A 24,647-nucleotide genomic window follows, 5' to 3' on the forward strand; every position below is an offset into this window, starting at 1 on the left:
TCCCGTTGCGGCCGCTGCCCTCCCACATCCGGCAGGGCACACCGGGGCCAACCGGACCCTCGCAACCATCGCGGGTCCGGCCCGCACTCTCACGCAGTGGCGATCCACCAGCGTTCGGCCATCTTCAGTCCATCGTTCTCCCAGTTCGGCGCCACTTCGCCATGTGCGAGCTTATTGGATTTGGCGCTGACGAAATTGTTGAAGACCAGTACGATGCTGCCGCCATCATCATGGGTCAGTTGCTGCATCTCAGCATACATTGCCGCCCGCTTGGCCTCGTCGGTCTCGGCGCGCGCCTGGACAAGCAACTCGTTGAAGCGGGGATTTTTCCAGAACGACTCGTTCCAGCTGGAGTCCGCGGCGAAGGCTTGCGTGAACATCCAGTCGGCCGTCGCGCGACCGCTCCAATAAGAAGCGCACCAAGGTTTCTTGAGCCAGACATTGTCCCAATAGGCGTCCTCGGCCTCGCGCACCACGTTTACGTCGATGCCGCACTGGGCGGCCGTTTCGCGGATGAGCGCAGCCGCGTCCACAGCGCCTGCAAAAGCGGCATCGGCGACCGAGAGGTCCACCTTCAGTTTTTCCATTCCGGCCTTTTTCAGATAATGCTTGGCTTTCTCCGGATCGAAACTGTGTTGCGGCTGCGGATTCGTGGCGAATTTGATTGCCGGCGCGATCGGGTTGTCGTTGGCCACGGTGGCGTGGCCGAGAAAAATCTTGTCGACGATCTCCTGACGGTTGATCGCCCATTTCAAGGCCATTCGGACGTCCGGATTGTCGAACGGCGCCATCGTGACATTCATCGGCAACGTATAATGGCCATAGCCGGTGACCTCGACGATCTCCACCTTGGGGTTGCGTTTCAACATGCCTAGGGTCTTGAGGTCGGCGCGGCCAATATAGTCCACCTCCCCTGTCGATAACGCGGCCATGCGAGCGGCGAGATCGGTGATGGCGATGAACTCCACCTCGTCGAGATAGGGCTTGCCGTTCTTGAAGTAGTTCGGATTGCGCTTGAGCTTGGCCGAAACTCCGGGCTGGAAGTTCTCAAGCACGAAAGCACCGGTGCGAACGCCTGATCCCCAATCCGCCTTGCCGTCCTTGGCCGGCATGATGACCAGATGGTAGTCACTCATGATGTAGGGGAAGTCGGCGTTGCCGCTCTTGAGCGTGAAGACAACCGTCTCCGGGCCGTCCGCCTTGATGCTGGCTACGGGCTCAAGCAGCGGCTTCGCCGCCGATTTGGTTTCGTCGCCCATATGATAGCGCAGCGAAGCCACGACGTCGTCCGCCGTGACATTCTTGCCGTTGTGGAAGGTTGCGCCCTTGCGCAGCTTGAAGACCCAGGTTTTGGCCCCGTCCGATGATTCAAAGCTCTCGGCAAGGTCCGGCTGGACGTTGCCTTTCGCGTCGACCTCGGTGAGGCTGTTGGACATCGAGCCCGAGAACGCGGTTTGTGTGAATGTGTCCGGATAGCCGGCCGGATCGATCGAATCCGTCGTCGCGCCATGTGCCATGCCGAGCTTGGCGAAGCCGCCCTGCAGCGGTTCGGCCCGGGCCGTGCTGACGAAGAGCTTGTCCGCAGCGGTGACCGTCAGCCCAGCGGCCAGCCCAAGATGAATGAAGTCGCGACGGGAAATCTTGCCGCGACCAATCAGGCTTTGAGCGATACCAAGCTTGTATTCAGATTCTGACATTTGACTCTCCCGTTGCGGATTTTCCGCGTTATTGTTCGTCAAGCACCTGTGAAGAAATCTGCTCGTCAGCCGCGATCACCCTTTCTTCTGACCGCTCAAAATCCGCACCTCGATCAGGCTGTCACATAGATGCTGCCCGCCTCGACGGTGACTGGAAATGTGCGCGCGCGAACGGACGGATCGACCAGGGCCGCGCCTGATTTGATGTCGAATTCCCAGCCATGCCAGGCGCAGCGCACGATCTCGTTTTCGCGGTGATAGATGAATTGCGCCCCTTCGACCGGTGCAGTTGTTCCGCATTGCGGCCCCTCGCAAAGCGGAGCGCCGCGGTGCGGACAAACATTCAGCAGGGCGTGGAATGAATCTCCGATGCGGAAAACGCCGACCGAAAGGCTGCGGATCTTAGCGATGAAGGGAGATCCGGTTTCGATCTCGTCGACGCGGCAGATGTATGTCTTCTCGGGCATCGTCTGCTTCCTCAGGCGGCATTCGCCGCTTGCGCGCGGGGAATGCGTTTGTAGACCTCCAACGCATTCAGCCCCATGATCTTGCTCTTCCAGGCGGGAGGGATTTGCAGCGTGTTGGCGTCGTCGTAATCCCAATGCGGATAATCGGAGGCAAACATCAGCGTATTTTCGCCGTCCATCGCCTCGAGAGTGGACCAGAGATGCTGAATATTTGCGGGCTGCTCCAGCGGCTGCGTGGAAAAGCGGATGTTGCGCCGGCAATATTCGGACGGCAGCATTTTCAGCCATGGCGTCTCTTTGCGTAGGGCTTTGTAGTCGGCGTCCAGGCGCCACAATACAGATGGCACCCAGGCGACGCCGCATTCGATGACGACGAAGTAGAGGTCCGGCCATTTTTCGAAGACGCCATGCGCAATCATGCTTGCGACATGCGAAATGGCCGACATGTGCAGGATGGCATGGGTCTCCCAGAAGAATGTCGTCGGGGCCGGAGCAATCGCGGTCGAGTTCACGCCGCCATGGCCGCCCAGATGAATGGCAAAGGGCAGCCCGACCTCGGCGCAAGCCTCATAAATTGGATGGTAAAACGGATCGCCATAGGGCTTGACGGAGCCTTGCGAGGCAAGAACCTGAACCATCCGCGGATGATTGCCCAAGCGGCGTATCTCGGTGGCCGCGAGCTTCGGATCCTGTGGCGCAATGATGATCGAGCCCACGAAGCGATCGTCCTTCGGCAGCCAGTGGTCGATCTGGTAGTCATTGTAGGCGCTGACGAGAGCGCTGGCATAATAGGGGTTGGCGAGGGTAGACGCCTCGATCGGCTCATCGCCGGTCAGGATCGCCACGTCGACCTTGTACTTGTCGAGGTGTTTTTCCTTCATGATGAGATAGTTGTCGGCTTCAGTTTTCGGACGGACGTCCTTGCGGGAGAAGTCCTGCGGATGAAACCAGGGACGGTGGCCATGCGGGAAGGCGCCAACGGGACCTGTTTTCTCGCCTTCGACGAACATGTCCTTCCACAGGCCGGAAAGGTAGGGCTCCAGTACAGTGGCGCTTGACCAGTAATTGTGACAATCGCAGTCGACTATGAACACGTTGCTCAGCTCCGTAGCTTCAGCCTGGTCGATCTGCCGGCCGATTTCACCGCGTGAAGCTTCCGCCTTGAGTATTGTTTGATCAAGCTTATGATCCAGCGCAATATGATCGACTTTTTCGATTGGAGGTAACGTGCAGCTAGATCACATCGAAACCTTTCTCGACATCATCGAGTCGCGAAACTTCAATCGCACCGCCGATCGGCTGGGATTGACCCAGTCGACGATCAGCACCCGGATCAAGAATCTGGAGAGCGCGATCGGGTCCGAGCTCTTCCAGCGCGGGCGCGCCGGTGCTGAGCCCACAGCCGCCGGACGGCGGTTCGAAGCTTACGCCAGGTCCCTGCTGTCGACCTGGTCGCAAGCTCGACACGACGTGCGAGCGTTCAACCGGTTCGAGGGCACCTTGCGCATCGCCGCACAGGTAGGCATGACCCGCTCGGTTCTGCCGGGATGGGTCGAGACACTGTGCCAGGCCCTTCCAAAATCCTCGATCCATGTCGAGTCGGATTATTCGAACCAGATGGTCAGCGACCTAAGCATGGGAAATCTCGATATCGCCGTGCTTTATGCACCTCGTTACCTGCCTGAGATCGCCTACGAACATCTGATGGTCGAGGAATATGTAATGGTTTCGACGGCTGCCAGAACGCTGCCCGACGTCGACCCTGAAACCTACATTCGCCCAGGCTACACCGCCGTGCTGGAAAAGACGCACGCAGAGCTGCTGGCCGAGTTGGCGATCTGTCGGCTTTCGACGGGATCGGAAACTCTGGCGGAGATCATGCTGCGGCGAACGGGCGGCACCTGCTATATGCGTAGCGACGATGCGCGCAGGTTCACTGCCGAGCTCCCATCGTTTCTCGTCGAGGGAGCGCCGACGCTGCACCAGCCAGTCCACACCGCGATACTCGCGCGCCGCAAACATGAACCAATTATTCGCAAAGGCATCCGAGCTCTCCAGGTTGCTGTGATGTCACTGGAAGTCTAATCGAAATTACCGATCATAAAGGCAGGATTGCGCGGCTGTTCAGCGGGGTTTGAAGTGGCATCTTGGCTCGACTTCAAACCCGAGTTGACTGATGAATGCATACGCGGCCTTTGCAGCCTCCGGCTTCGTCCCAACAAAGCGTCACCGGCATTGGGCACAGACCACACCGCAGCTTGTGCTCTGCCGGCGCGTGATCGACGAAACGCACGATGTGAAAACATTCGTTCTCACACCCACTTCAGATCGGATGTTCTGCTTCAGCGCTGGCCAGTATGTTCTGGTGCACCTTAGGATCAACGGTGCCGCGGTGACGCGCTCCTACTCCGTTTCGTCACCGCCGACGCGACCGCTCGACCTACAGATCACCGTGAAACGGACGCCGGGCGGGCTCGTTTCGAATTGGCTCCATGACAACTTGAAGCCGGGCGACGGGATCGAGATCGAAGGGCCGCTCGGCTCGTTCAATCTCGACGATCTGCCGCATGCAAAGTCCCTCTTCCTCTCAGGTGGCAGCGGGATAACTCCCGTCATGTCAATGCTGCGCGCATTTACCGACCGCGCAGCCGACCAGGATATCCACTTCATTCATAGTGCGAGAACGCCGGACGACATCATTTTTCGGCTCGAACTGGACGCACATGCCGCTCGCTTTCCCAATGTTCATGTGACGTGCATTTGCAGTCACGGAGACCCGGCCTGGACGGGTCCAACCGGGCGAATTAACAGTGAGATGCTCCTGACCTTGGTTCCCGATCTCCACAGCCGCACGATTTTTGCCTGTGGGCCGGAATCCTACATGAAGGCTGCACGCGGCTGCCTCGATGCAATCGGGCTCGCCCCTTCACAGTATCATGAGGAGAGCTTCGGGGGCGGCAACATTTCGCGTTCGCTATCGGATTCAAAGGTTTCGTCTTCGGTCCGCTTCGCCCGCTCCGGCCTTGCATATCACTGCGCGCCCGGAGAGACCCTGCTGGAAGCGGCGCGCCAATGTGGCGTCTATGTCCCAACCGCTTGCCAGCAGGGAGTTTGCGGTACGTGCCGGATCGCCAAGCTGTCCGGCGAAGTCGTCATGGATGACCTAGGCGGACTGACCTTGGAGGACAAATCGGCAGGCTATATCCTGGCGTGCTGCAGCCGCCCACAAGGCGACATTTTGCTTGATCTCTAATTCTAGCCATCGCGGAACGAAATCGGGCAGCCTATGCGTTCAACGACCGAGCCATACTACTGCGACCGCAAGTGATTAGGTTTCGGAACCCGGATGGGCTCGCCCGATTTCTGGCGCAGCTCACGCTGGGCATCGCAAGCGACAAAAGTCCTACCCAGCAATACGCTTGAGCTATCATTCAGCCGTTGCATGGGATCGACCTCGGCACAAAGAGGCGCGGCAATTCGGCTCCAGCTACACCGTCGCGGCCGGATCAGGGGCGTTGCGGTTGAGATGAACCGCAATCGAATTACGGTTCACCAGGCGACCCGCGAGGACACGGTGTTCAAACGGTGCGGTGTCGCCAGCCAGCCTCTTCAAGAGAAGCTCGGCTGCCGTCGCCCCGATCAGATGCGCCGGCTGCGCGATGGCTGTGATACCTTGGGCCACGAACTGCATCCAGTCGAGATCGTCGAAGCAAAGCAGCGAAACCTCTCCCGGAATCGCAAGCTTCAGTGCGGATGTCGCCTCCAGAACGCCTGTCGACATCACACCGTCCGCGGTAAACAGGGCGGACGGCGCATTGCGCATTGTCAGTAGATCGAGTGCCTCCTTTCGTGCTGCCTCGCTGGAATAGACCGCCACGCGGCGGATCAACTGCGGATCCGGCGAAATGCCCGCAGCGCGATGGGCTTCGAGATAACCCAACAATCGTTGCCAGCTTGGATGATGGTAGCGAACGTCGGAGCTGGAGAGATCAGCGTTCGTCACAAAGGAGCCAACATCATCGCGTTGGTCCGGCCCGAGTTCCGCCAATATTCCGATGCGGCTGTGTCCGGCGGCGATGATCGCCGCTATGCTGCTACGCGTTACAGAAACGTTATCGACCACGACCGAATCGGTTTCCATGCCCGCCACGATGCGATCGAACTGCACGACGGGACAGCCGGCCGCGACTGCGTCACGAAGATGATCCGGCTTGTCCAAGAAGGTCGATGAGACGACTAAACCATCGACCTGCTTTTCCAACAGCAGCTGCACCGCCTCTCGCTCGAGTTCGGCATTTTCGTCACTATTCGTAACGATAACCCCGAAGCCGCCACGGCGCGCGACGTCCCCTATTCCGCGCAGCACGCTTGCATAGAATGGGCTTTCGATGTCGCCCACGACAACGCCGATAGTCTGGGTCTTACCGGTGATCAGACCTTTGGCCAGGCGATTGGGTCGATAACCCAGCGCAGATGCTGCGGCGCGCACCTTCTCCTGAACCTCGGGGCTGCTGTAGCCGTAGTCACCAAGCACGCGCCCAGCCGTGGCAGAGCTCACTCCAGCCCGGCGAGCGACTTCGATGATAGTTGCGTTTTTGGATCTTTGAGTCACCCAGCAAGTCCCGCCGACCATGCAACGTCGTGGCGACGAACTAGCGGCAGTTAGGCACGCCCCGCAAGGCCGAACACCGTAGAACCCGCCGCTGCGCACACCATTTGAATCACAGCACCTCCGACAGAAAGCGTCGAAGACGAGGGCTCTGCGGATTGTCGAATAGGTCTTCTGGTCGGCCTGCCTCGACGATCCGGCCCTCGTCCATGAACACGACCTGGTTCGCGACCTTGCGAGCGAAATTCATCTCGTGTGTAACGACCACCATCGTCATCCCGCCCCGCCCGAGGTCGGCCATCAAGTTCAGGACACCTTTGACCAATTCTGGATCGAGGGCGCTGGTGACTTCGTCGAACAGCATAATTTCGGGTTCGAGGGCGAGCGCACGCGCGATGGCCACCCGCTGCTGTTGCCCGCCCGAGAGATTGGCCGGCCGATGGTCCTTACGCTCCAGCAGTCCGACTTCATTTAGCCTCGCCAAGGCCGCGTCATTAGCCTCCTCGCGCGACATGCGTTTAACTTTGCGCAGCGCCAAGGTGATGTTGGCGAGCGCGCTACGGTCGGGGAATAGATTGAACTGCTGGAAAACCATGCCCACGCGCCGCCGGAGTTGGTCAGGGGTCTGCTTGTAGATGCTTTCGCCATCGAGCAGAATGTCACCGGCTCGACACTCTACGAGACGGTTGAGGCAGCGCAGCAAGGTCGACTTGCCCGATCCGGACGGACCGATGAGGCAGGTGACGGTCCCGGGCTCCACTTTCAGACTGACGTCATGCAGCACCTGGACGGCGCCGTAGGCCATGTCGATATTCTTGACCTCGATGCCGCCACCCTTGAAGCGTGTGGGCGCTGCTGCAGGCAACGTCGCTGCTCCCGGCACGACGGCTTCGGCAAGCTCGGCGACCTCCTTGAGGCCACTCTGCACGGCGGTTATTCGTTTGCCGACGCGCATGCGCGCGTCGATGTAGTTGACGAGATGGGTCAGCGGCACCGTGATCACGAGATAAAACACGCCGGCCAGCAACAGCGGCGACAAGTTGCCGGTCAGCACAGCCTGGTCCTGGCCGACGCGGAACAGTTCGCGTTCGGAGGCGAGCAGACCAAGGAAATAGACCAGGCTGGAGTCTTTGACATTGCCGATGAACTGGTTGACCAGTGCAGGTAGGACGCGACGGATGCCTTGCGGGATCACCACCAGGCGCATGCCTTGGCCATACGTCATACCGAGAGTGCGCGTGGCGTCGATCTGACCCCGCTCGACGCTCTGAATGCCGGCGCGGAAAATCTCCCCGATGTAGGCGCCGGCGATCAGGCTGAGCGCCAGAATGCCCAGCGGATAAGGCGATGGACCGAACAGATCTCGGCCCAACCGCGCGAAGCCTTGGCCAATGATCAGGATTGTGACAATGGCGGGAAGCCCACGGAAGATATCGGTGTAGACTCGGGCCAGGAGTTTCAGCGGCCGGTTCTCGGAAATCCCCATGACTGCGAGGACGATACCGATCAGCGTCCCGAAAAACGTCGAGGCAAGGGCCAGGATCAAAGTGTTCTTGAGGCCGACCATCACCATGTTTGGCAGAACTTCTGCCATCGCCTGGAAATCAAGGAAGCTGCGGGCGAAGGTATCGAACCAGCTCATATCAAGGCCATCTATAACTCGGCCGGGCACCGTTGCTGACGGGCCCGGCCGGAAACGAAAATGAATACGCGCGAATTTACTTCTTGGGCAGATATTGATCCGGCATCGGAGTGCCCGGGAACCATTTCTCATGCAGCCGTTTCCAGGTGCCATCGTCCATGGCCTCGCGCAGCGCCTTGTTGAGCGCCTCGCGGAAGGCATCGTTGCCTTTCTTGACCACGAACCCGGCCGGCGCATCGAAGGACGGCACGTTCATTGTTATCTTCAGGTTCTTATAGCGCTCGACATACTGCTTGGCGGACTCATAGTCAGTGAAATGGCCATCAATCGTGCCGTTATTCAGCGCCGCCACCGCCGTGTTGTTGTCGGGAAATTTGACAATGTCGCCCTTGAGGTTCTTCTCGGCATAGATTTCCTGCAGCGTTCCCTGGATCACGCCGATGCGCTTTCCGGCGGTGCTCTCATTGCTCGTCAGTGCCGGATCCGCCGAAATGATCGACAGGTAGCCGGCGAGATAGCCGTCGCCAAAATCCACGGTCTTCTTGCGCTGCGCCGTTGTGCCGATGGCGGCGACAGCGACGTCGAAGCGGCCGTTGGCAACGGACGGCAGCAGCGCCGAGAATTCCTGGCCGGTGAAAACGACCTGCTCCTCCTTGAACCCGAGCCGGCGCGCCACATCACGGAAGAGTTCGGCGTCGAAGCCGGTGAAGTTACCGTTGGCGTCGGTGAAGACATAGGGTTTCGCATCGCCCATGGTTCCGACGCTGATCACCGTCGGGTCGATGAGGTTGTAGGGGTTGTCCGCCGCGTTTGCCTGAGTTGACGAGGCCAACGTGCCAAGTCCTGTCAACAGCGCGATAGTCAGCGCCAAACCGGATTTCAAAAGTAGGCGCCTGCTCGAATTCGTGTGCATGTCTTCTCCTCTTACGATTGGCCGAACTCGGCCTTGCGATCCCACTCGACGACTCATCCATCAAAACGCTCTTTCATGGCGTTGGTTGGATGAATGAGAACGTTATCACTTGAACTAGCATTGTCCATTTCTCGCGTCAATTGCTCAGTTGAATTTCGCAGCTAGACGGTTCTCTCGTCTTGAATGCGCCGAGCTCCGCGGAGGACCTCCGGCGTGATCTTTCCTAAATCGATTGCTGCCGCATAGCCGATGGCCCCGTAGTACCGGCAGGTAGCGGCCGCCGCGTCCGCGGCATGACCAAGGATGTCTTGAGGCGCCTCTTTCTTAAGCAGGCCGAATAGCGTTCTGGCGATGAAGGTGTCGCCCGCGCCCAGGGTGTCGACGGGTTTGACCAACCGCGCCGGGGTTCGGTAAGAGACGGTGTCGCCGTGAAGCACCGCGCCGGCTCGACCACGAGTCACAAGAACCCACTTTGAACCACATGCAAGCAATTCGGCCGCGATTGCGGCCAATTCCTTGTCGTCGAGACCGTCACCCGAGACACAAGCCAGATAGCAATGGGGTCCAATCTCGCGTCGATGTCCCGGTTCCCGTCGCGTGGAAAAATCATAAGACAACAGTGACTTACTTGATACAGTGGCAACCCACGGGTCCAAACCGCTGGACTGGCCGATGTGGACGGCCTGAAAGCCCGAGAGAAAATCCAGATCTTCTTGCGTCGGCGTAAACACCGAAACTCCGAGATCGAAGTCCAGGAAAATCCGATCGGCGTTGCGGTGACCTATGAGGCAGTAAGCGGTCGGTCCCTCGAGGCGCCGTAATCGGGTGATGTCCACGCGCTCCGACGCCAGTGCAGTGCAGATAAGGTCCCCCGCCCGGTCTTTGCCGATCGCTCCGACATAGGCCGATCGCCCGCCGAAGCGGCTGACATAGACCGAGACATTGAGGCAATTTCCACCAGGATACATCTCGCCGCGAGCAAGATAACAATCGACCACGTTATCGCCTATCGCGGCAATCTTGACCATTGCAGGACTTTCAGTTTAAAGGGTGTGATAACGTTCGCACAATGGCTGCCCACCTGTCAATGTGGGCCGGCCAACGAGACGAGGAAGCTCATGATTTCCGCCCTGCCCGCCGACCTGGAACGCGCCTTGACCGCTACGGCGGGCAGGCAGTTTTCGCACCTATTCCTCGTGGCATGCGGCGGTTCGCTCTCGATCATGATGGCAGGCAAATACTTCGTCGACCGTCACAGCGGCACATTCGCCTGCGACATCTACAACGCGGATGAGTTCGTCTGCCGAGCTCCGCGACGGTTGGGACCTGACGCGCTCGTTGTCCTTTGCTCGCAGACCGGCACCACCCGCGAAACTGTGCGAGCGGCCAATTATGCAAAGGATCGAGGCGCAACGACAATCGCCATGACACTCGACCAGATATCGCCCCTCGCGCTGGCGGTCGACCACGCAGTCGCCTACCAGGCCTCCTACACGACGGGCAAAGCAATCGATTCAGCCTGCAGCAACTACGGCGTGCTCTACATGTTGCTCGCCGGCCTGATCGATGCTCGGGAGGATGCCGGGCTAACTGCCGATCTGCTGAGGAGCCTGAGCCATCTTCAGCCGGCGATCGAGCGTGCGCACCGGACCTATGCCGACCGGTTTCAGGCCTTCGCCCCCCGTTTCGCGCCGCGCAATGCGATCTACACTCTGGCCAGCGGTGCCAGCTATGGTGCGGCCTATTCGTACGCCATCTGCGTGTTGATGGAGATGCAGTGGTACGACTCGCAGGCCATACACGCCAACGAGTTCTTTCACGGCCCATTTGAGGTGGTCGACCGGGACGCTTGCTTCGTGGTCTTAGTGGGTTTGGACGAAACGCGGAGCCTTTCCGAACGGGCCCGCGATTTCCTTTTCAAGTACGGCAGCCGGGAAAACATCCTGGTGCTCGATGGAGCGGAACTCGACCTCAGCGGTATGTCCGAACACATCAAACCTTATCTCGTGCCCTTGGTCTTCTTCGACACGCTTTGGCGTTTTGCCTACGAGCTGGCCGCCCTGCGCGGCCGGCCAATGCTTGATGGCCGGCGCTACATGAAGAAGCTCACCGACTATTAGTTCCGCCGCGCTCTGCAGCCATCCAACAACTCCCAGCCCGGCTTCTGCGAAGAAGGATTTCCCTATGACTGCATCTGCAAAACCGCGCCAGGTCGTCGTTGTCGGCGCAGGCATCTTCGGCACCTCTTCCGCGCTGCACCTCGCTCGTCTTGGCTTTGATGTAACCATTGTCAATGACGGCGCGCCGGCCAACGGTGCATCCGGCCGTTCACTTTCCTGGCTGAACTCAGCGCGACGTGCCGACACTGCCTATCACCGCTTGAGGCTTGCAGGCATCGACCGTTATCGGACCCTGGCGGCCACAAGACCGGAAACCGCGTCGTGGCTTCGCTTTGACGGCGGCCTCACCTGGGATGCGGATGATGAGGCGAACCAGATCGCGTCCATCTGCCAGCTGGAGCAGGAAATTGGTTATGACGCGCTTCTGCTCGGCCCTGCCGAAGTTGGTGCAATGACGCCCGGCGTCAATGCCAATGCAATCACCCCGCAGGGCGCAATCTTCAATCCTGGCGAAGGATGGGTCGACCTGCCCTCCCTGATCGATCTACTACTCAATGAATTCCGCTCCCGCGGCGGCAAGCTTATCCAGGACGCTGGACGCGTGCGGATAGATGCCACAGGTGGTCGCGCGCGTGGCGTCATCACTGCCGATGGTGCGCCGATAAAGGCGGATGCAATGGTCCTTGCCGTTGGGCCAGCGACGCCTGTCATGCTTGCGGAGATCGGCGTCCGTGTCCCCGACGCCACGCCGATTTCACTTCTTTTGAAGACCAAGCCGACCAAGACCGAGCTCCGTGCCGTGCTGAATACGCCGCGCGTGGCAGTGCGGCCGACGCCGGATGGCGCATTTGTTTTGGATTCGGCATGGTCGGAGGAAGAAGTCGTGGTCAACCCGGACGGCACCTACACCGTGCACGACAAGACCATCAAAGGACTACTCGACGAGGCCAGTGCCGTGCTCGACGGCAATCCGCGGCTCCAACGCGCTACCTATGCTGTCGGCCCGAAGCCTATCCCCGGCGACGGCGAGCCGGTGCTTGGCTCAGTCGAGACCGTCGCCGGTCTTCACGTCGCCTTTAGCCACAGCGGCGCCACGCTTGGACTGATCGTCGGCGAATTGCTTGCCAAAGAAATCGCCTCCGGCAATCCGCACCCGATGCTTGCAACCTTCCGCGCCAACCGTTTCAGCTGACAGGGCATCGCGGCCGAGGTCGAACTGGCCAGATGGGCCGCGGGCCTGGGGAATCCTGGCAAGGTCGCTAAACAGCGAATTTCTGCCTCTTGCAGCTTCAACGTTGGACCGAGGGTGGTCAAGGCCAAGAAGCTGAGGTGCCCGGAGGAGCATCTCCAACCCGAATCCGAGCGTGAACTCGGCCGCGCCAGCCATCGAGATGAACACGTCCCGCGGCATGCCGAACGTCAGAAACGGCTTATCTTACCAGCGGGTAGAACCACTCCGGATAGGCTCGATGTCGCGAGGTCCTGGAGGTTGTAAGGTGGGACACGAACGTGCGGCGCGTCTGTCTGGCGCCAGTCTCGAAAGTATTGGCGACTACACCGCCAGCGCCCCTGAGCACCGATGTCTTGCAATGGATCACCCAGCAAACATTCGTCGCCAAGAAACAACAGCTTCGCTTCGTAAGCCGACGCATTGTACCAGTCGCAGGCAGCCGCGCAACCGTTCAAGCCCGACCTTGACTGGAAGCTGGAGAACGAACCATCCAAGAGGGGCGGCATGTTGAGACAGTCGTGGCCTTGGACGAACGGTAGCGCATTGCGCCTGAGCGCACCGGCCTGATGGTGCTGCGCGGCTACGCCTATCTCAACCTGCGCGGTTCGGCCATGCAGAACAGACAAAAGGAGCCCGGCGGTCTACCTTGTGGGAATCAGGTGCAGTGCAGACCTCCCGCCCTTCACGGCCGCGACTGACAGCTTGCGGTCAAAACTCGCAAGTTGGCCGCCACGCGCCTTGGCGAGCGCGAGAAGATACGTATCCGTGACCTGTGCCGAGGTCAGGATTTTCGCTGCATCGATGTCGCCCGAGCCAACCAGGCTCACATCGTCGGGCCAGAAGCTGTGCCCGTGCAGAGCCCGCAACTTGGTAACGATTTGCGCAACGATGGCGGGCGAGCCGGGAGAATTGGGATATCTTTGGTTGCCGACGATGCGCAGGACGCCGTTTTCGGTGATGGGACACGTAGCCCATGCGGCGTTGCCGGTCTGTTCGAACCAGCCATGCGCGTCGTCATGGGCGACGTGGCCAGGATCGATCAGTGCGATCAGCACATTGACATCGAGCAGGAACGTCAAGGCAGTTCGTCTCGCAGGGCATTGACCGTCTCAAGCGTGACAGGAGGTGCATCCGGCCGAGGCGACAGTAGAGGAATCCCGTTGCGCTCGCCGCCGGCTTGAGGCCGGCGCAGCGAGCGCCGGGCGAGATCGGTGATGACCTCGCCGAGGCTGCGATCCTGCTGCCGGGCGATGGCCTTGGCCGCGACCAGGACGTCGTCATCGATCGCCAGTGTGGTTCTCATGTCGCCCTCCTGGTGCGCATCAATCATCACGCATCATATAGAGCAGCAACGTCGGGTACTCAAGCGGTGCGACTTCCGACAGCGGTGCGACTTCGTAGCGTCGTAAGCAGATGAGTTGTCCGGATTAGGTAGCACACGAGTTGTCCGATCACTCGTAAGCGAGTTTGGTTTCCCTCACCCTTTGACTACCGACAAAGTTGCGCAGGGCCGAGGGGACCGTTATGGCCGCGCTACCTAAGGGACGTGCCTTCCGGAAGCTTATCAGCTCGGGAGACTATCGGCAGAAGCTACGGAGGCTGCAGCAAGGACCGACGCACCCTTTTGGATGCGTCGGAGCAAAGGTCTACGCGTGGCGGATCTCCGTTCCGAGCACCTTCAGGCATTCGCGGATGAACGCTGCAAGCGCCGTCCAGCCTTTTGCCGAAACCATCGTGCCATCCACATATGCCTCCGTTGGAGACAGGTCGATATAGGTGCCGCCCGCAAGCGTCACTTCGGGCTCGCACGCCGCCAGCGCGCCGACCTTCTTGCCACGCACGACGCCGTCTACCGCAATCAGGATCTGCACACCGTGGCAGATCGTGAAAATCGGCTTCTTGGTTTCGTGGAAGTGGCGCACCATCGCCTGCACGCGCTTGTCGGTGCGGATGTATTCGGGGCCACGACCGCCCGCGCAGTAAACGGCGTGGTATTGCTCCATCTGCTTCTCAGCGTCGGAGAAGGTCTTGTTGATCAGCGCATAGTGGCCGAGCTTTTCGGTGTAGGTCTGATCGCCCTCGAAATCGTGCAGCGATGTTTTGATCAGGTCTCCGGCGCTTTTGTCTGGGCACACGACGTGCACGGTGTGGCCCACCGCTTCCATCGCCTGCTGGTAGACGAAGATTTCGTATTCCTCGGTGAATTCACCGGTCAGCATCAGGATCTTTTTGCCTGGCATGGTACTTCCTTTCCTGTGACAACGGCCGGGCGAGACCTGTACTCGCCTGGTAGGTTTGAGTTTCTAGAAGGGTGAATCGGGGAAGTAGTCTTCGTTGGCACTGGCCTGCGTGATGACCGTCAACGGCGGGTAGGGCGACATCGGGACAGTCTCAGTCGAACGCCAGCAACAAACGGTCGCGGGAATGCTCGATATGGCGACGCATCGCCTGCTCGGCAGCGGCAGGATCGGCCGCAGCGAAAGCGGCCAGGATGGCCTCATGCTCGTCAAGCGCCTCCTCGGTGACGCGCGAATGGAACATCAGGCGGAATATGTGGAAGTGGGTATGCTGGTGCGCCAGTGTCTCGCGCACGAGTTCGTTGTTGGCGAATTCCATGACCTTGTCATGGAAAATGGCATCCTGGCGGGCGAAGTTGGAATACCGCAGGCGCTCGTCCTTGCCCTCACGGCGCGCCATGACGCCGGCCGATGTCTGAAGCTGTGCGAGCTTTACCTCGTCCATGAGCACCGCTGCCTTGGCTGCACCATGAGGCTCGAGCAGCAGGCGAAGCTCGTAAAGTTCATCGAACCGCCGTTTCGTGATCTGCGGCGCAGCGCGGTAACCGATCAGATGCGTCTTCAGCACCAGGCCTTCGCCTTCGAGCCGGCCGAGCGCCTCGCGGATCGGCGTGTGGGATACGTTGAATTCCTTGACCAGGCTGTCGACGGTGATGCGCGAGCCCGGCGCAATCTTCAGCGACATGAGTTGCGCAAAGACCGCTTCGTAGACGTCCTCAACCAAGCTGCTGGAGCGCTGGATACGTCCGCCGGCGGGGTTCGCTTCCTCTACACTGGGTAAGTTCATGGGCTGCATTTTTTGCCTCTTGACACATCAAGTTGCTAACACGATGCTCCGGCCAATGCAATCCAATATCCTATACGATTTTATAGAGGATATTATTTGAGGCCGTTTCAAGACAAAGCCATGGCGCTTGCGGTGATCCTGCTGGAACAGCGTGCCGCCCTGGCAGCCCGTGCTTCCTCACCTGCTGAACGGACAGCCAGCGTTGCGGGCGATGGTTCGGCACGTCGATACGCAACCGCGTTGCGAGACGCGTTTTACATAGAACCCGGCCTTTGGGCCGAGTTGAACGCCATCTCGCATTCCAATCCAGTCATCATCACAGGATGCAGGTCATGAGCCTTTTCGCTGCCCTAAGGCTGCCGCGCGAAATCCTATTCGGGAACGGCCAACGCCACGTCATTCCGGTTGTCGCGGCCAGGCTCGGGCGTCGCGCACTCGTCTGCACCGATGAACGTTTTGCCGCAACGGGCCCGTTCGCAGAGATTGTCACGGGGCTGCGAGCCGCCTCGATAGACGTACTGGTGCATGATCGTGTGCTGCCCGACGTTCCTCGGGACACCGTTGCCGTCTGCGTCGAGGAAGCACGGAAGTTCGCGCCCGACGTGGTGATCGGCATTGGCGGCGGCAGTTGTCTCGACATGGCGAAATGCGCCGCGTTGCTCATCACTCACGGCGGTCAGCTCCAGGATTACTACGGCGAGTTCAAGGTGCCCGGCCCGACGCTGCCGCTGATCGCGGTGCCGACGACAGCCGGCACGGGCTCTGAAGTGACCCCGGTCGCCGTAATCTCCGATCCGGATCGCACGCTGAAGGTCGGCATCTCCAGCCCGTATCTGATCGCGGCCGCGGCCATCTGCGATCCTGAACTGACGATGACATGCCCGCCGGCATTAACCGCGATCGCAGGCGCCGATGCGCTGACGCATGCAATCGAAGCCTTCACCGCCGCCAGGCGCGGAACCGATCCCGGCCTTCCGCAGAAACATGTCTTTGTCGGCAAAACCGCTTTGACCGATCACTTCGCCCTGCTGGCGATCAAGCTGCTTGGCCGAAGCCTTGAAACGGCATACCGCCGGCCGTCCGACGAGGACGCCCGGGCCGACGTCATGATGGGTGCACTTGCAGCCGGCTGCGCGTTCGGAACGGCCGGCACAGCGGCAGCGCACGCCGTACAATACCCGGTCGGCGCGATAACCCACACCGCTCACGGATTGGGTGTCGCCACCATCCTGCCATTCGTCATGAAGTACAACAGAACAGCCGCAGCGGCCGAGATGGCCGAGATCGCCAACGCGCTCTGCCTCGATGGAAAAGGCCGGACGCCCGAAGAGTTGGCCGACGCGACCATTGGCGAGGTCAGTCGGCTGTTTGGGGCAATCGGGATCACCCCCACGTTGGCCGAGCTGGGGCTGCCTGCCGACAAGCTCGATTGGACGGCGGAACAGGCGATCGGTATCGAGCGCCTCATCAAGAACAATCCGCGGCCATTCGATTTGAGGTCCATGCGACGTCTGGTCCAGGCCGCCTTTGATGGCGACCTCGCCAGCTGCGTCATGTAAACAATCGAGATGAACACGTTTTCACAGGTTCTGTCGGATGATCAGGGCGTCAGCGACTTTCACACAATTTCGCACCGGCTGTATATTGGCGGCCAATGGCGGCAGTCCGCGGATGGCAGGGTAATTCCGGTCATTGATCCGTCGACGGAAGCCATCATCGCGGCCGTACCCGATGCGACCTTGGAGGACGCGGCCGCCGCCGTTGACGCCGCTGCCAAAGCAGCCCATGGCTGGCGGACAACGTCGCCGCGAAAGCGCTCCGAGATCCTCAGACGCTGCTTTGAGCTGATGACGGAACGATCGGAGGCACTGGCTACTCTCATCGCACTGGAAAACGGCAAGGCCCTGCGGGATGCCCGAGGCGAGATCGCTTATGCCGCGGAATTTTTCCGTTGGAATGCCGAGGAGGCCGTTCGCATTACCGGTGAATTCGGTACTGCGCCTTCCGGCACCAATCGCATTGTGGTCGACTACGAACCGATCGGCATCTGCATCCTGATCACGCCCTGGAATTTTCCTGCCGCGATGGCGACGCGCAAGATCGCGCCGGCACTTGCCGCGGGATGCACGGTGATCCTGAAACCGGCCAGTGAGACACCCCTCACCGCCTATGCGCTCGCCGCGCTCTACCAGGACGCGGGCGTTCCACCGGGGGTGGTCAACGTCCTGACAACCTCCAGTCCCGGGCCTTTGACAGCCGCCATGCTGGCCGATCCGCGGGTGCGCAAACTCTCCTTCACCGGTTCGACGAGGTGGGCCGCGCTCTGCTGGCAGAGGCTGCCAGGCATGTGATCTCGTGTTCCATGGAACTCGGCGGCAACGCACCGTTCATTGTGTTCGACGACGCCGATCTCGAAGCGGCGCTCGATGGCGCAATGGTGGCCAAGATGCGCAACGCCGGCGAGGCCTGCACGGCCGCAAACCGCCTCTACGTCCAATCTGGCATCTACGAAGCCTTCTGCGAGGGCCTCGAGAAGCGGATGTCGTCGCTCAAGGTCGGCGCCGGCACCGACCCGGACACGGAATGCGGGCCTATGATCACGAAAAAGGCGATCGAGAAGATAGACCGCCTTGTCGTCGACGCGGTCACACGCGGCGCGCGGGTCTTGTGCGGCGGCTCAGTCCTGTCCGGACGTGGTTTCTTCTACCCTCCGACAGTGCTTCGCGACGTGCCGGGCGACGCAAAGATGGCGCATGAGGAGATATTCGGGCCGGTGGCGCCAATCTCCAGCTTCGAAACAGAGGCCGAGGTCATCGCGCGCGCCAATGACACCGAATATGGGCTTGCTGCCTACATCTACACGCGCGATCTGGCGCGCGGCATGCGGGTGGCCTCCCGGATCGAGGCCGGGATGATTGCTCTCAACCGCGGGCTGATGTCCGATCCGGCAGCCCCTTTCGGCGGCGTCAAGCAGAGCGGGCTTGGCCGCGAGGGAGGGCAGCATCACGGCATTGCCGAGTTCATGGAGGCGAAATACCTCGCCATCAGCATGTGAGCAGAAGAATGCAAGGCGATCCCTTTCGCATCCGCGACCACGTCGCGGATTTTGACGAAATCGTGCAGGACTTCGTTGATCGCAGCGAGGTCGCCCGCGCCACCATTGCGATGACCGCTGACGTGGCCTACGGACCGGATCCGACCGAGACCATGGACCTGTTCTTTCCCGCGGGCAAAAGAACGGCGCTTCCGGTGCACATCTTTGTCCATGGCGGCTACTGGAGAATGTTCTCCAAGCGCGACTATTCATATATGGCGACGACGATTACCCAGGCCGGGGCCATTGCCGTCATCCTTGATTATGCTCTGATGCCCAAGGTCCGAATGGCGAGGATCGTCGACCAGGTGCGCCGGGCCAAGCAGTGGGTGCTCGCCAACATCGCCGATCATGGCGGAAACCCGGCGGCCCTGACCGTCAGTGGTCATTCGGCAGGAGCCCATCTTGCAACGTTCCTGTTCGATGGGGCGCACACCCCCTCGAATGTAAGGGCAGCCCTTCTGTTGAGCGGGCTCTACGATTTGGAGCCGCTCCAGGATTCCTTTCTCGCCAACGAGATTGGAATAACCGACGAGGAAGTCGCCATGTTCACGCCGCTCGCCTGTCGGCATGATCCTCAAACCAAGGCGGTGGTTCTGGTCGGAGCCAATGAGACGCCACTCTTCCACCAGCAAGCCGATCGATTCAAAGCAAGCTTGCTGCGGCAGGGATCGTTGGTAACGTCGCATGTGCTCCCGAACCGCAACCACATGGACAGTGTCAGAGATCTCGGCGTGCCGGGGACCGGGGCTGCCGATTGCCTGGCAAAACTGATCGCCAAGGCCTGCTGACTAACTCGGGTTCTCGGGGCGGTTTGTTTTGCGCCACTCCTCGTACTCCCCGCGGGCATCGTCATGCAGCGGATAGTAACGTTGCAACGGGCCGCCCTCCATGAGCTTCACTCGTGAGAATTCCTCCCAATCATGATGCTTTTGTGATTCTTCGATCACCTTCGGGGCCATCACGACGGGAAGCACCACCACCCCGTCGTCGTCGGCGACGATGATATCGCCGGGGATCACCGTGACACCGCCGCAGGCAATCGGAACGTTGACGGCATTGGGATAGATGCTGATCTGCACATGATAGTTTGGCGTCCAGCCGCGCAGCCATAGGGGCAGGTCGAGCTTTTCGACATTGGGCCGGTCGCGCATGCACCCATCGATGACGATACCGGCCCCGCCCCTGCCCTTGAAATACGTCGACATCATATCGCCGAAGACGCCCGAGCTCATGTCGCCGCGCGCGTCGACCACGACCACATCGCCCTCCTGCGCGTGATAGAGCACGTGCCGGTGCAGCTGTGTCTCCGGATCGGCATATTCTCCTTCGGTGAAGAGGTCCGGCCGCTGCGGCAGGAACTGCAGCGTCAGCGCCGGCCCGACGATCGACTTCCCGTGGTTTTGCGCCACCGGACCGACCATGTGCGGATTGCGGAAACCCATGTGGCCAAGCGTGCCGGCAACCGTCGCGGCGCCGATCTCCCTTAGCGCGTCGATCAGGTCTTTAGGCGGTCGCATGATGTCGGAAGTATGCGTCATTGTGGACTCCGATTGAATGGAACTACCAGTTCGTAACAGAACCGTCGCGGCGCTTAAGGTGAGGCGCTTCCCAGAAACGCAAACTCTGCGCCTGGACCGCAACTTCGTTGACCTCGACGCCGAGCCCCGGCAGATCGCCGACCGGGTAATCGGTCCCGTCGAGCCGTGGTTGCACGGGGAAGAAGTCGGAATTGTCGAAGCCCAGCTTTGTTTCGGGTGCCCTGGTCTCGAGCCACGCGAAGTTGGGTACCGCGGCAGCGAGATGCACAGTCGTGGCCGTGCACACTGGACCAAGGGGATTGTGCGGCATCAGGTCCACATAATGCGCCTCGCTCCAGCCAGCGATTTTCATCGCCTCGGTGAGCCCGCCGACATTGCAAACATCGATCCGGTTGAACTGATGGATGCCGCGCTCGATGTAGGGCAGGAACTGCCACTTGCTGGCAAATTCCTCGCCTATGGCAAAGGGGATTTCGGTCATCGTGCGCAGCGATTCATAGGCCTCCGGCGTTTCGGCCCGTATCGGCTCCTCGAGGAAATCAAGCACGCCGCGACCGAGCTTGTTGCAGAAGCTCGCCGCCTCTGCCACCGACAGCCGATGATGATAGTCGAGGCCGAGGACCACGTCGTCGCCCAGCGCCTCGCGCGCCTTGTTCAGCATACCCGCGGTAGCGCCGATGGACTCGCGCGGCTCGAAGATGTCCTTGCTGTTTTGCCCGAAGGGGAAGAAGCGGATCGCCTGCCACCCCTGCGCGCGAAGTTCGCGGGCCCGTTCGATGGCAACGTCGCCCTCGGCCTCGTCGCCGGTCGAGGCAAAGGTGGGAATGCGGTCGCGCTGCTTGCCGCCCAGCAGCTCGTAGACCGGCACGCCCAGCGCCTTGCCCTTGATGTCGTGAAGGGCGATGTCGATGGCGGAAATCGCCGCCTGAAGGACTCGCCCGCCTTCGAAGTACTGGCTGCGGTAAATCTCCTGCCAGATCCGCCCGATCTGCATCGGGTCGCGGCCGATGAGAAACTCGCGATAGTGCTCGACCGCGCCTGCCACGGCCCTCTCGCGACCGCTCAAGCCGCTCTCGCCCCAGCCGAAGATGCCCTGGTCGGTCTCGACCTTGACGAGCATCTGGTTGCGCGTTCCTACCCACACCGGATAGGGCTTGATCGCGGTGATCTTAAGCTTCTCAGTCATCCACGCCCACGTTTCACGCGCATTCGCCCTATCTCAGTTGGCCTTGAGGGCCATTTCAGTTTCGCCATCGAACAGATGCATCCGCTCCTGGTCGAACTCGAGCCAGATCTGCTCGTCGGGCGCGACGGCAATGTTCGGCGGCACGCTGACGTTGACGATGGCGCCGGACAGGAACGCCTGAACGAAGGTGACGTCGCCGGTCGGCTCCACCGTGTAGGTCTTGGCCGGAATGGAACCAGGGACCGCACTCTTGTGGAGCTTGATCGTCGAGTGACGTGCGCCGAGCACGACTTTCCGGGTCGTCGCTTTCGCCACCTTCTGGGCATTGCGCGGTGAGAGCTCAAGGCGCCAGCCCTCGGCGCCGGTCAACACCGTGTTGCCGTTTGCCATCGATGCCTCTAACGGAATAAGGCTCATCGCCGGGCTGCCGATGAAGCTGGCCACGAACATGTTCACCGGATGGGCAAAGACCTGCGCCGGTGAATCGTATTGCTGCAGGTAGCCGCCATTCATCACCGCCATCTTGTCAGCCATGGTCACGGCTTCGAGCTGGTCGTGCGTCACATAGATGATCGTCGCCTTGAGGTCCTGGTGGAAACGCTTGATCTCCGACCGCATCTGCACGCGCAGTTTGGCATCGAGGTTGGACAGTGGCTCGTCCATGAGGAACACGGCGGGGTCGCGAACGAGGGCACGGCCAAGGGCCACACGCTGCTGCTGCCCGCCCGAAAGTTCGCGCGGCTTGCGCTCGAGCAGATGCGTCATGTCGAGCACTCGCGCCGCTTCCTTGACCTTCTTGTCGATCTCGTCCCTGGGGAGTTTGCGCATCTGAAGCGGGAACGCCAGGTTCTTGTAGACCGATTTCTGCGGGTAGAGCGCGTAGTTCTGGAACACCATTGCGATGTCCCGGTCCTTGGGGTCGAGGTCGTTGACCACCCGCTCGCCGATGATGATGTCGCCCGCTGTGATCGGGGTCAGCCCCGCGACGAGATTGAGCGTGGTTGTCTTGCCGCAGCCTGAAGGCCCGACGAGCGCAACGAACTCGCCGTCATTGACCGTCAGCGAGACGTGGTTGACAGCTTTGAAGCTGCCATAGCTCTTGACGAGATCTTGGAGGACCACGTGGGCCATCGGCAACTCCCTAGTGCTTGACCGCGCCCTCCGTAAGGGCGCGTACAAAGTATCGTTGCAGGACCAGGAACAGCACCACCACGGGCACGCTCATCATAAAGCTGGCCGCCATCAGGCCCGGAAAGTCCGTCGTATTTTCCGAGAAGAAGCGTTGGATGCCGACCGGCAGGGTCAACTGCTCGTTCTTGGAGAGGAAGGTGTAGGCGTAGATGTACTCGTTCCACGCGCCGATGAAGGAATAGATTGCGGTGGCGATGATCCCCGGCGTCGAGAGCGGCATCACGATCATGATGAAGGCCTGGAACCGTGTTGCGCCATCGATGCGCGCCGCCTGCTCAAGCTGCACCGGGATATTGTCGTAAAAGCCCTTGAGCAGCCAGATCGCCAGCGGCAGGCCAAAGGTGAGATAGGTGAGTATCAGTGAGCCATGCGTGTTTATCAGACCGATCGCGCGCATCAGGATGAAGAGTGGCACGAGAAAGATCACCGCCGGGAACATATTGCGCAGCAGCACGGCAAAGAACAGGAAATTCCGGCCGGGGAAACTGAAGCGCGAAAACGCGTAGGCCGCTGGGACAGCCACGATCACCGAAAGGATTGTCGTGACGGTCGACACGAAAAGGCTGTTCCAGAAGAAGCGGAGGAAGTCCTGGCCGACGCTGTTCTGCGGATCGAGCAGTTTCTGATAGCTGGCGAGGGTAGGTTCGTCCGGCCACCATTGCGGCGGGAATTGCGTCGCCGCGAATCCGGACTTGATCGAGGTGATCAGCATCCAGATCATCGGCAACGCGGTATAAAGCAGCATGAACACGAGGAATATGCGCCCGGCCCACCGCCATCCGTCGACGCGCATGCGGCGACGGGTCTGGGCTCGAGGCGCTGTCTCGGCAATCGTGCTCATGCGCTCCCCTCTTTCCGCTCGTTGCCGCTTAACGCACGGACGTAGAAGTAGCCCAGCGTCATCAGCGTGAGGAACAGGAGCACCGAATAGGCCGATGCCACGCCCCAGCGCTGCCTTCCGAAGGCGAGCTCATAAATGTGGGTTATCCAGATATGCGATGCGTTCGACGGCCCGCCGCCCGTCATGATCCAGGGGATGATGAAGGAATTGAAGTTGGCCACCGCGAGCAGCAGCATCGTCACCACCGAGACGTTGCGCAAGTGCGGGAAGGTGACGTGCCAAAAGCGCTGCCATGCATTGGCACCATCGACTTTTGCGGCACGCAGCAATTGGTCGGGGACTGTCTGCAGGCCGGCCATCATCATGATCATGGCAAACGGAAACTCGCGCCAGATATTGACGACGATCAGGGAGGGCAGCACCGTGCTGACATTGTCGATGAAATTCGGCGGCTGGGCGGCCAATCCGAGGCCGACCAGCACCGCGCCGATGATCCCGAAATCCGAATGGTAGATCCACTTCCAGATGTAGGAGGCGGCGACGGCGCTGATGACCCAAGGGATGATCAGGACGGCGCGCAGGACACCACGGCCGATGAAGTCGCGGTGGAGCGCCAGCGCTGTGGCAAACCCCAGGACAAAGGAGATGAAAGTTGACCCCAGAGTCCAGATCAGTGTGTTCCAGGTGACTTTCCAGAACACCTGACTGGTGAGGATGGTCGTGTAGTTGTCGAAGCCGATGAAGGTCTTGTCGCGGAGTTGCAGGCCAGGCGGTGTCTTAAAGAACGACAGCTCGACCGTGTAGTAGATCGGATAGGCGATGACGATGAGCATCACGGCGATCGCTGGGAGCACGTACGCGTAGTCCGCGCGATGTTCCCAGATCTTCCGCAGCGCGCCGGACCAACCGGGTTGCAATCTTCGGCGAGCCTCGGCCTTGCCGGTCACGATCGTCACTTGTGGCGTGCCCTTTTTCTTCGGAACGAGGCGGCTGCGCCAGCGGCGCAGCCGGTCTAGGTCGTAGGTGTGGCC

The 24,647-nt window shown here is 60.5% G+C and carries 22 protein-coding genes and 1 pseudogene; 7 read left to right on the forward strand and 16 right to left on the reverse strand.

Annotation, left to right across the window (positions count from 1 at the left end; translation table 11 throughout):
• Window positions 1–89: 89 nt before the first annotated feature.
• The 3 genes from NKI24_RS25185 to NKI24_RS25195 all read right to left on the reverse strand — a co-directional run bounded on the left by NKI24_RS25185 (window position 90) and on the right by NKI24_RS25195 (window position 3,258).
• Window positions 90–1,697 (reverse strand): ABC transporter substrate-binding protein, encoded by a 1,608-nt coding sequence (locus tag NKI24_RS25185; RefSeq protein ID WP_352749252.1) that lies wholly within the window; start codon window positions 1,695–1,697, stop codon window positions 90–92.
• Between the two features lie 113 nt (window positions 1,698–1,810).
• Complete coding sequence (locus tag NKI24_RS25190) at window positions 1,811–2,164, reverse strand: Rieske (2Fe-2S) protein (protein ID WP_352449152.1); 354 nt, start codon at window positions 2,162–2,164, stop codon at window positions 1,811–1,813.
• A gap of 11 nt (window positions 2,165–2,175) precedes the next feature.
• The gene (locus tag NKI24_RS25195) at window positions 2,176–3,258 is read right to left on the reverse strand and encodes an amidohydrolase family protein (RefSeq protein ID WP_352449153.1); all 1,083 of its coding nucleotides are present in this window, start codon (window positions 3,256–3,258) and stop codon (window positions 2,176–2,178) included.
• 133 nt (window positions 3,259–3,391) lie between these two features.
• Here NKI24_RS25195 and NKI24_RS25200 point away from each other — a divergent pair, with 133 nt between their 5' ends.
• Both NKI24_RS25200 and NKI24_RS25205 read left to right on the forward strand, forming a co-directional pair.
• On the forward strand, window positions 3,392–4,249 hold the full coding sequence (locus NKI24_RS25200; RefSeq protein WP_352449154.1) for a LysR family transcriptional regulator: 858 nt from the start codon (window positions 3,392–3,394) through the stop codon (window positions 4,247–4,249).
• A gap of 91 nt (window positions 4,250–4,340) precedes the next feature.
• On the forward strand, window positions 4,341–5,417 hold the full coding sequence (locus NKI24_RS25205; RefSeq protein WP_352749257.1) for an FAD-binding oxidoreductase: 1,077 nt from the start codon (window positions 4,341–4,343) through the stop codon (window positions 5,415–5,417).
• Between the two features lie 234 nt (window positions 5,418–5,651).
• Here the strand turns inward: NKI24_RS25205 and NKI24_RS25210 are convergent, their stop codons facing one another.
• The 4 genes from NKI24_RS25210 to NKI24_RS25225 form a co-directional block, all read right to left on the reverse strand.
• A complete protein-coding gene (locus tag NKI24_RS25210; protein ID WP_352449156.1) occupies window positions 5,652–6,797 on the reverse strand; it encodes a LacI family DNA-binding transcriptional regulator in 1,146 nt (381 codons plus the stop codon).
• An 88-nt stretch (window positions 6,798–6,885) separates the two neighbouring features.
• Window positions 6,886–8,415: an amino acid ABC transporter permease/ATP-binding protein gene (locus NKI24_RS25215; protein ID WP_352449227.1), complete on the reverse strand. Its 1,530-nt coding sequence runs from the start codon at window positions 8,413–8,415 to the stop codon at window positions 6,886–6,888.
• 76 nt (window positions 8,416–8,491) lie between these two features.
• Window positions 8,492–9,328 carry an ABC transporter substrate-binding protein gene (locus tag NKI24_RS25220; RefSeq protein ID WP_352449157.1) on the reverse strand — a complete coding sequence of 279 codons (837 nt, stop codon included), beginning with the start codon at window positions 9,326–9,328 and terminating at the stop codon, window positions 8,492–8,494.
• A gap of 161 nt (window positions 9,329–9,489) precedes the next feature.
• Window positions 9,490–10,356, reverse strand: coding sequence for a PfkB family carbohydrate kinase (locus NKI24_RS25225; RefSeq protein ID WP_352749261.1), 867 nt, complete (start codon window positions 10,354–10,356; stop codon window positions 9,490–9,492).
• A 90-nt stretch (window positions 10,357–10,446) separates the two neighbouring features.
• On the opposite strand from NKI24_RS25225, the gene NKI24_RS25230 reads away from it, so the two are divergent.
• Window positions 10,447–11,448: an SIS domain-containing protein gene (locus NKI24_RS25230; protein ID WP_352749263.1), complete on the forward strand. Its 1,002-nt coding sequence runs from the start codon at window positions 10,447–10,449 to the stop codon at window positions 11,446–11,448.
• Window positions 11,449–11,512: 64 nt separating this feature from the next.
• Window positions 11,513–12,640, forward strand: a complete 1,128-nt coding sequence (locus NKI24_RS25235; protein ID WP_352749266.1) for an NAD(P)/FAD-dependent oxidoreductase — start codon at window positions 11,513–11,515, stop codon at window positions 12,638–12,640.
• 680 nt (window positions 12,641–13,320) lie between these two features.
• Here the strand turns inward: NKI24_RS25235 and NKI24_RS25240 are convergent.
• From NKI24_RS25240 to NKI24_RS25255, 4 genes are all read right to left on the reverse strand, one after another.
• The gene (locus tag NKI24_RS25240; protein WP_352745134.1) at window positions 13,321–13,758 is read right to left on the reverse strand and encodes a TA system VapC family ribonuclease toxin; all 438 of its coding nucleotides are present in this window, start codon (window positions 13,756–13,758) and stop codon (window positions 13,321–13,323) included.
• Window positions 13,755–13,982 (reverse strand): hypothetical protein, encoded by a 228-nt coding sequence (locus NKI24_RS25245; RefSeq protein WP_023679266.1) that lies wholly within the window; start codon window positions 13,980–13,982, stop codon window positions 13,755–13,757. Before NKI24_RS25245 ends, NKI24_RS25240 begins: the two co-directional genes overlap by 4 nt.
• Before the next feature lie 343 nt (window positions 13,983–14,325).
• Window positions 14,326–14,919, reverse strand: a complete 594-nt coding sequence (locus NKI24_RS25250) for a DJ-1/PfpI family protein (RefSeq protein ID WP_352540695.1) — start codon at window positions 14,917–14,919, stop codon at window positions 14,326–14,328.
• A gap of 151 nt (window positions 14,920–15,070) precedes the next feature.
• Window positions 15,071–15,772, reverse strand: coding sequence for a GntR family transcriptional regulator (locus NKI24_RS25255; RefSeq protein WP_352749271.1), 702 nt, complete (start codon window positions 15,770–15,772; stop codon window positions 15,071–15,073).
• A 323-nt stretch (window positions 15,773–16,095) separates the two neighbouring features.
• On the opposite strand from NKI24_RS25255, the gene NKI24_RS25260 reads away from it, so the two are divergent.
• The 3 genes and pseudogenes from NKI24_RS25260 to NKI24_RS25270 all read left to right on the forward strand — a co-directional run bounded on the left by NKI24_RS25260 (window position 16,096) and on the right by NKI24_RS25270 (window position 19,648).
• Complete coding sequence (locus NKI24_RS25260) at window positions 16,096–17,322, forward strand: iron-containing alcohol dehydrogenase (protein WP_352749273.1); 1,227 nt, start codon at window positions 16,096–16,098, stop codon at window positions 17,320–17,322.
• Between the two features lie 9 nt (window positions 17,323–17,331).
• A pseudogene (locus tag NKI24_RS25265) lies at window positions 17,332–18,818 on the forward strand (NAD-dependent succinate-semialdehyde dehydrogenase).
• A gap of 8 nt (window positions 18,819–18,826) precedes the next feature.
• Complete coding sequence (locus NKI24_RS25270) at window positions 18,827–19,648, forward strand: alpha/beta hydrolase (protein ID WP_352749276.1); 822 nt, start codon at window positions 18,827–18,829, stop codon at window positions 19,646–19,648.
• Here the strand turns inward: NKI24_RS25270 and NKI24_RS25275 are convergent, their stop codons facing one another.
• The 5 genes from NKI24_RS25275 to NKI24_RS25295 are packed head-to-tail and all read right to left on the reverse strand — an operon-like array spanning window position 19,649 to window position 24,572.
• Window positions 19,649–20,398: a ribonuclease activity regulator RraA gene (locus NKI24_RS25275; RefSeq protein WP_352749278.1), complete on the reverse strand. Its 750-nt coding sequence runs from the start codon at window positions 20,396–20,398 to the stop codon at window positions 19,649–19,651.
• Between the two features lie 22 nt (window positions 20,399–20,420).
• Window positions 20,421–21,584: a mandelate racemase/muconate lactonizing enzyme family protein gene (locus tag NKI24_RS25280; protein WP_352749280.1), complete on the reverse strand. Its 1,164-nt coding sequence runs from the start codon at window positions 21,582–21,584 to the stop codon at window positions 20,421–20,423.
• Window positions 21,585–21,617: 33 nt separating this feature from the next.
• On the reverse strand, window positions 21,618–22,715 hold the full coding sequence (locus tag NKI24_RS25285) for an ABC transporter ATP-binding protein (protein WP_352749283.1): 1,098 nt from the start codon (window positions 22,713–22,715) through the stop codon (window positions 21,618–21,620).
• 10 nt (window positions 22,716–22,725) lie between these two features.
• Window positions 22,726–23,616: a carbohydrate ABC transporter permease gene (locus NKI24_RS25290; RefSeq protein ID WP_023679256.1), complete on the reverse strand. Its 891-nt coding sequence runs from the start codon at window positions 23,614–23,616 to the stop codon at window positions 22,726–22,728.
• Complete coding sequence (locus tag NKI24_RS25295; protein ID WP_352449170.1) at window positions 23,613–24,572, reverse strand: carbohydrate ABC transporter permease; 960 nt, start codon at window positions 24,570–24,572, stop codon at window positions 23,613–23,615. The genes NKI24_RS25290 and NKI24_RS25295 overlap by 4 nt, the downstream gene beginning before the upstream one ends.
• Between the last annotated feature and the right edge of the window lie 75 nt (window positions 24,573–24,647).

The organism is Mesorhizobium sp. M0701, from assembly GCF_040320365.1.
Taxonomy (GTDB): domain Bacteria; phylum Pseudomonadota; class Alphaproteobacteria; order Rhizobiales; family Rhizobiaceae; genus Mesorhizobium.

What these genes read in the sequence shown, in the direction of transcription:
- NKI24_RS25185 (WP_352749252.1), bottom strand. Translation starts at nt 1,697, where the DNA reads ATGTCAGAATCTGAATACAAGCTTGGTATCGCTCAAAGCCTGATTGGT.
- NKI24_RS25190 (WP_352449152.1), bottom strand. Translation starts at nt 2,164, where the DNA reads ATGCCCGAGAAGACATACATCTGCCGCGTCGACGAGATCGAAACCGGA.
- NKI24_RS25205 (WP_352749257.1), top strand. Translation starts at nt 4,341, where the DNA reads ATGAATGCATACGCGGCCTTTGCAGCCTCCGGCTTCGTCCCAACAAAG.
- NKI24_RS25210 (WP_352449156.1), bottom strand. Translation starts at nt 6,797, where the DNA reads ATGGTCGGCGGGACTTGCTGGGTGACTCAAAGATCCAAAAACGCAACT.
- NKI24_RS25215 (WP_352449227.1), bottom strand. Translation starts at nt 8,415, where the DNA reads ATGAGCTGGTTCGATACCTTCGCCCGCAGCTTCCTTGATTTCCAGGCG.
- NKI24_RS25220 (WP_352449157.1), bottom strand. Translation starts at nt 9,328, where the DNA reads ATGCACACGAATTCGAGCAGGCGCCTACTTTTGAAATCCGGTTTGGCG.
- NKI24_RS25225 (WP_352749261.1), bottom strand. Translation starts at nt 10,356, where the DNA reads ATGGTCAAGATTGCCGCGATAGGCGATAACGTGGTCGATTGTTATCTT.
- NKI24_RS25230 (WP_352749263.1), top strand. Translation starts at nt 10,447, where the DNA reads ATGATTTCCGCCCTGCCCGCCGACCTGGAACGCGCCTTGACCGCTACG.
- NKI24_RS25235 (WP_352749266.1), top strand. Translation starts at nt 11,513, where the DNA reads ATGACTGCATCTGCAAAACCGCGCCAGGTCGTCGTTGTCGGCGCAGGC.
- NKI24_RS25245 (WP_023679266.1), bottom strand. Translation starts at nt 13,982, where the DNA reads ATGAGAACCACACTGGCGATCGATGACGACGTCCTGGTCGCGGCCAAG.
- NKI24_RS25250 (WP_352540695.1), bottom strand. Translation starts at nt 14,919, where the DNA reads ATGCCAGGCAAAAAGATCCTGATGCTGACCGGTGAATTCACCGAGGAA.
- NKI24_RS25255 (WP_352749271.1), bottom strand. Translation starts at nt 15,772, where the DNA reads ATGCAGCCCATGAACTTACCCAGTGTAGAGGAAGCGAACCCCGCCGGC.
- NKI24_RS25260 (WP_352749273.1), top strand. Translation starts at nt 16,096, where the DNA reads ATGAGCCTTTTCGCTGCCCTAAGGCTGCCGCGCGAAATCCTATTCGGG.
- NKI24_RS25270 (WP_352749276.1), top strand. Translation starts at nt 18,827, where the DNA reads ATGCAAGGCGATCCCTTTCGCATCCGCGACCACGTCGCGGATTTTGAC.
- NKI24_RS25275 (WP_352749278.1), bottom strand. Translation starts at nt 20,398, where the DNA reads ATGACGCATACTTCCGACATCATGCGACCGCCTAAAGACCTGATCGAC.
- NKI24_RS25280 (WP_352749280.1), bottom strand. Translation starts at nt 21,584, where the DNA reads ATGACTGAGAAGCTTAAGATCACCGCGATCAAGCCCTATCCGGTGTGG.
- NKI24_RS25285 (WP_352749283.1), bottom strand. Translation starts at nt 22,715, where the DNA reads ATGGCCCACGTGGTCCTCCAAGATCTCGTCAAGAGCTATGGCAGCTTC.
- NKI24_RS25290 (WP_023679256.1), bottom strand. Translation starts at nt 23,616, where the DNA reads ATGAGCACGATTGCCGAGACAGCGCCTCGAGCCCAGACCCGTCGCCGC.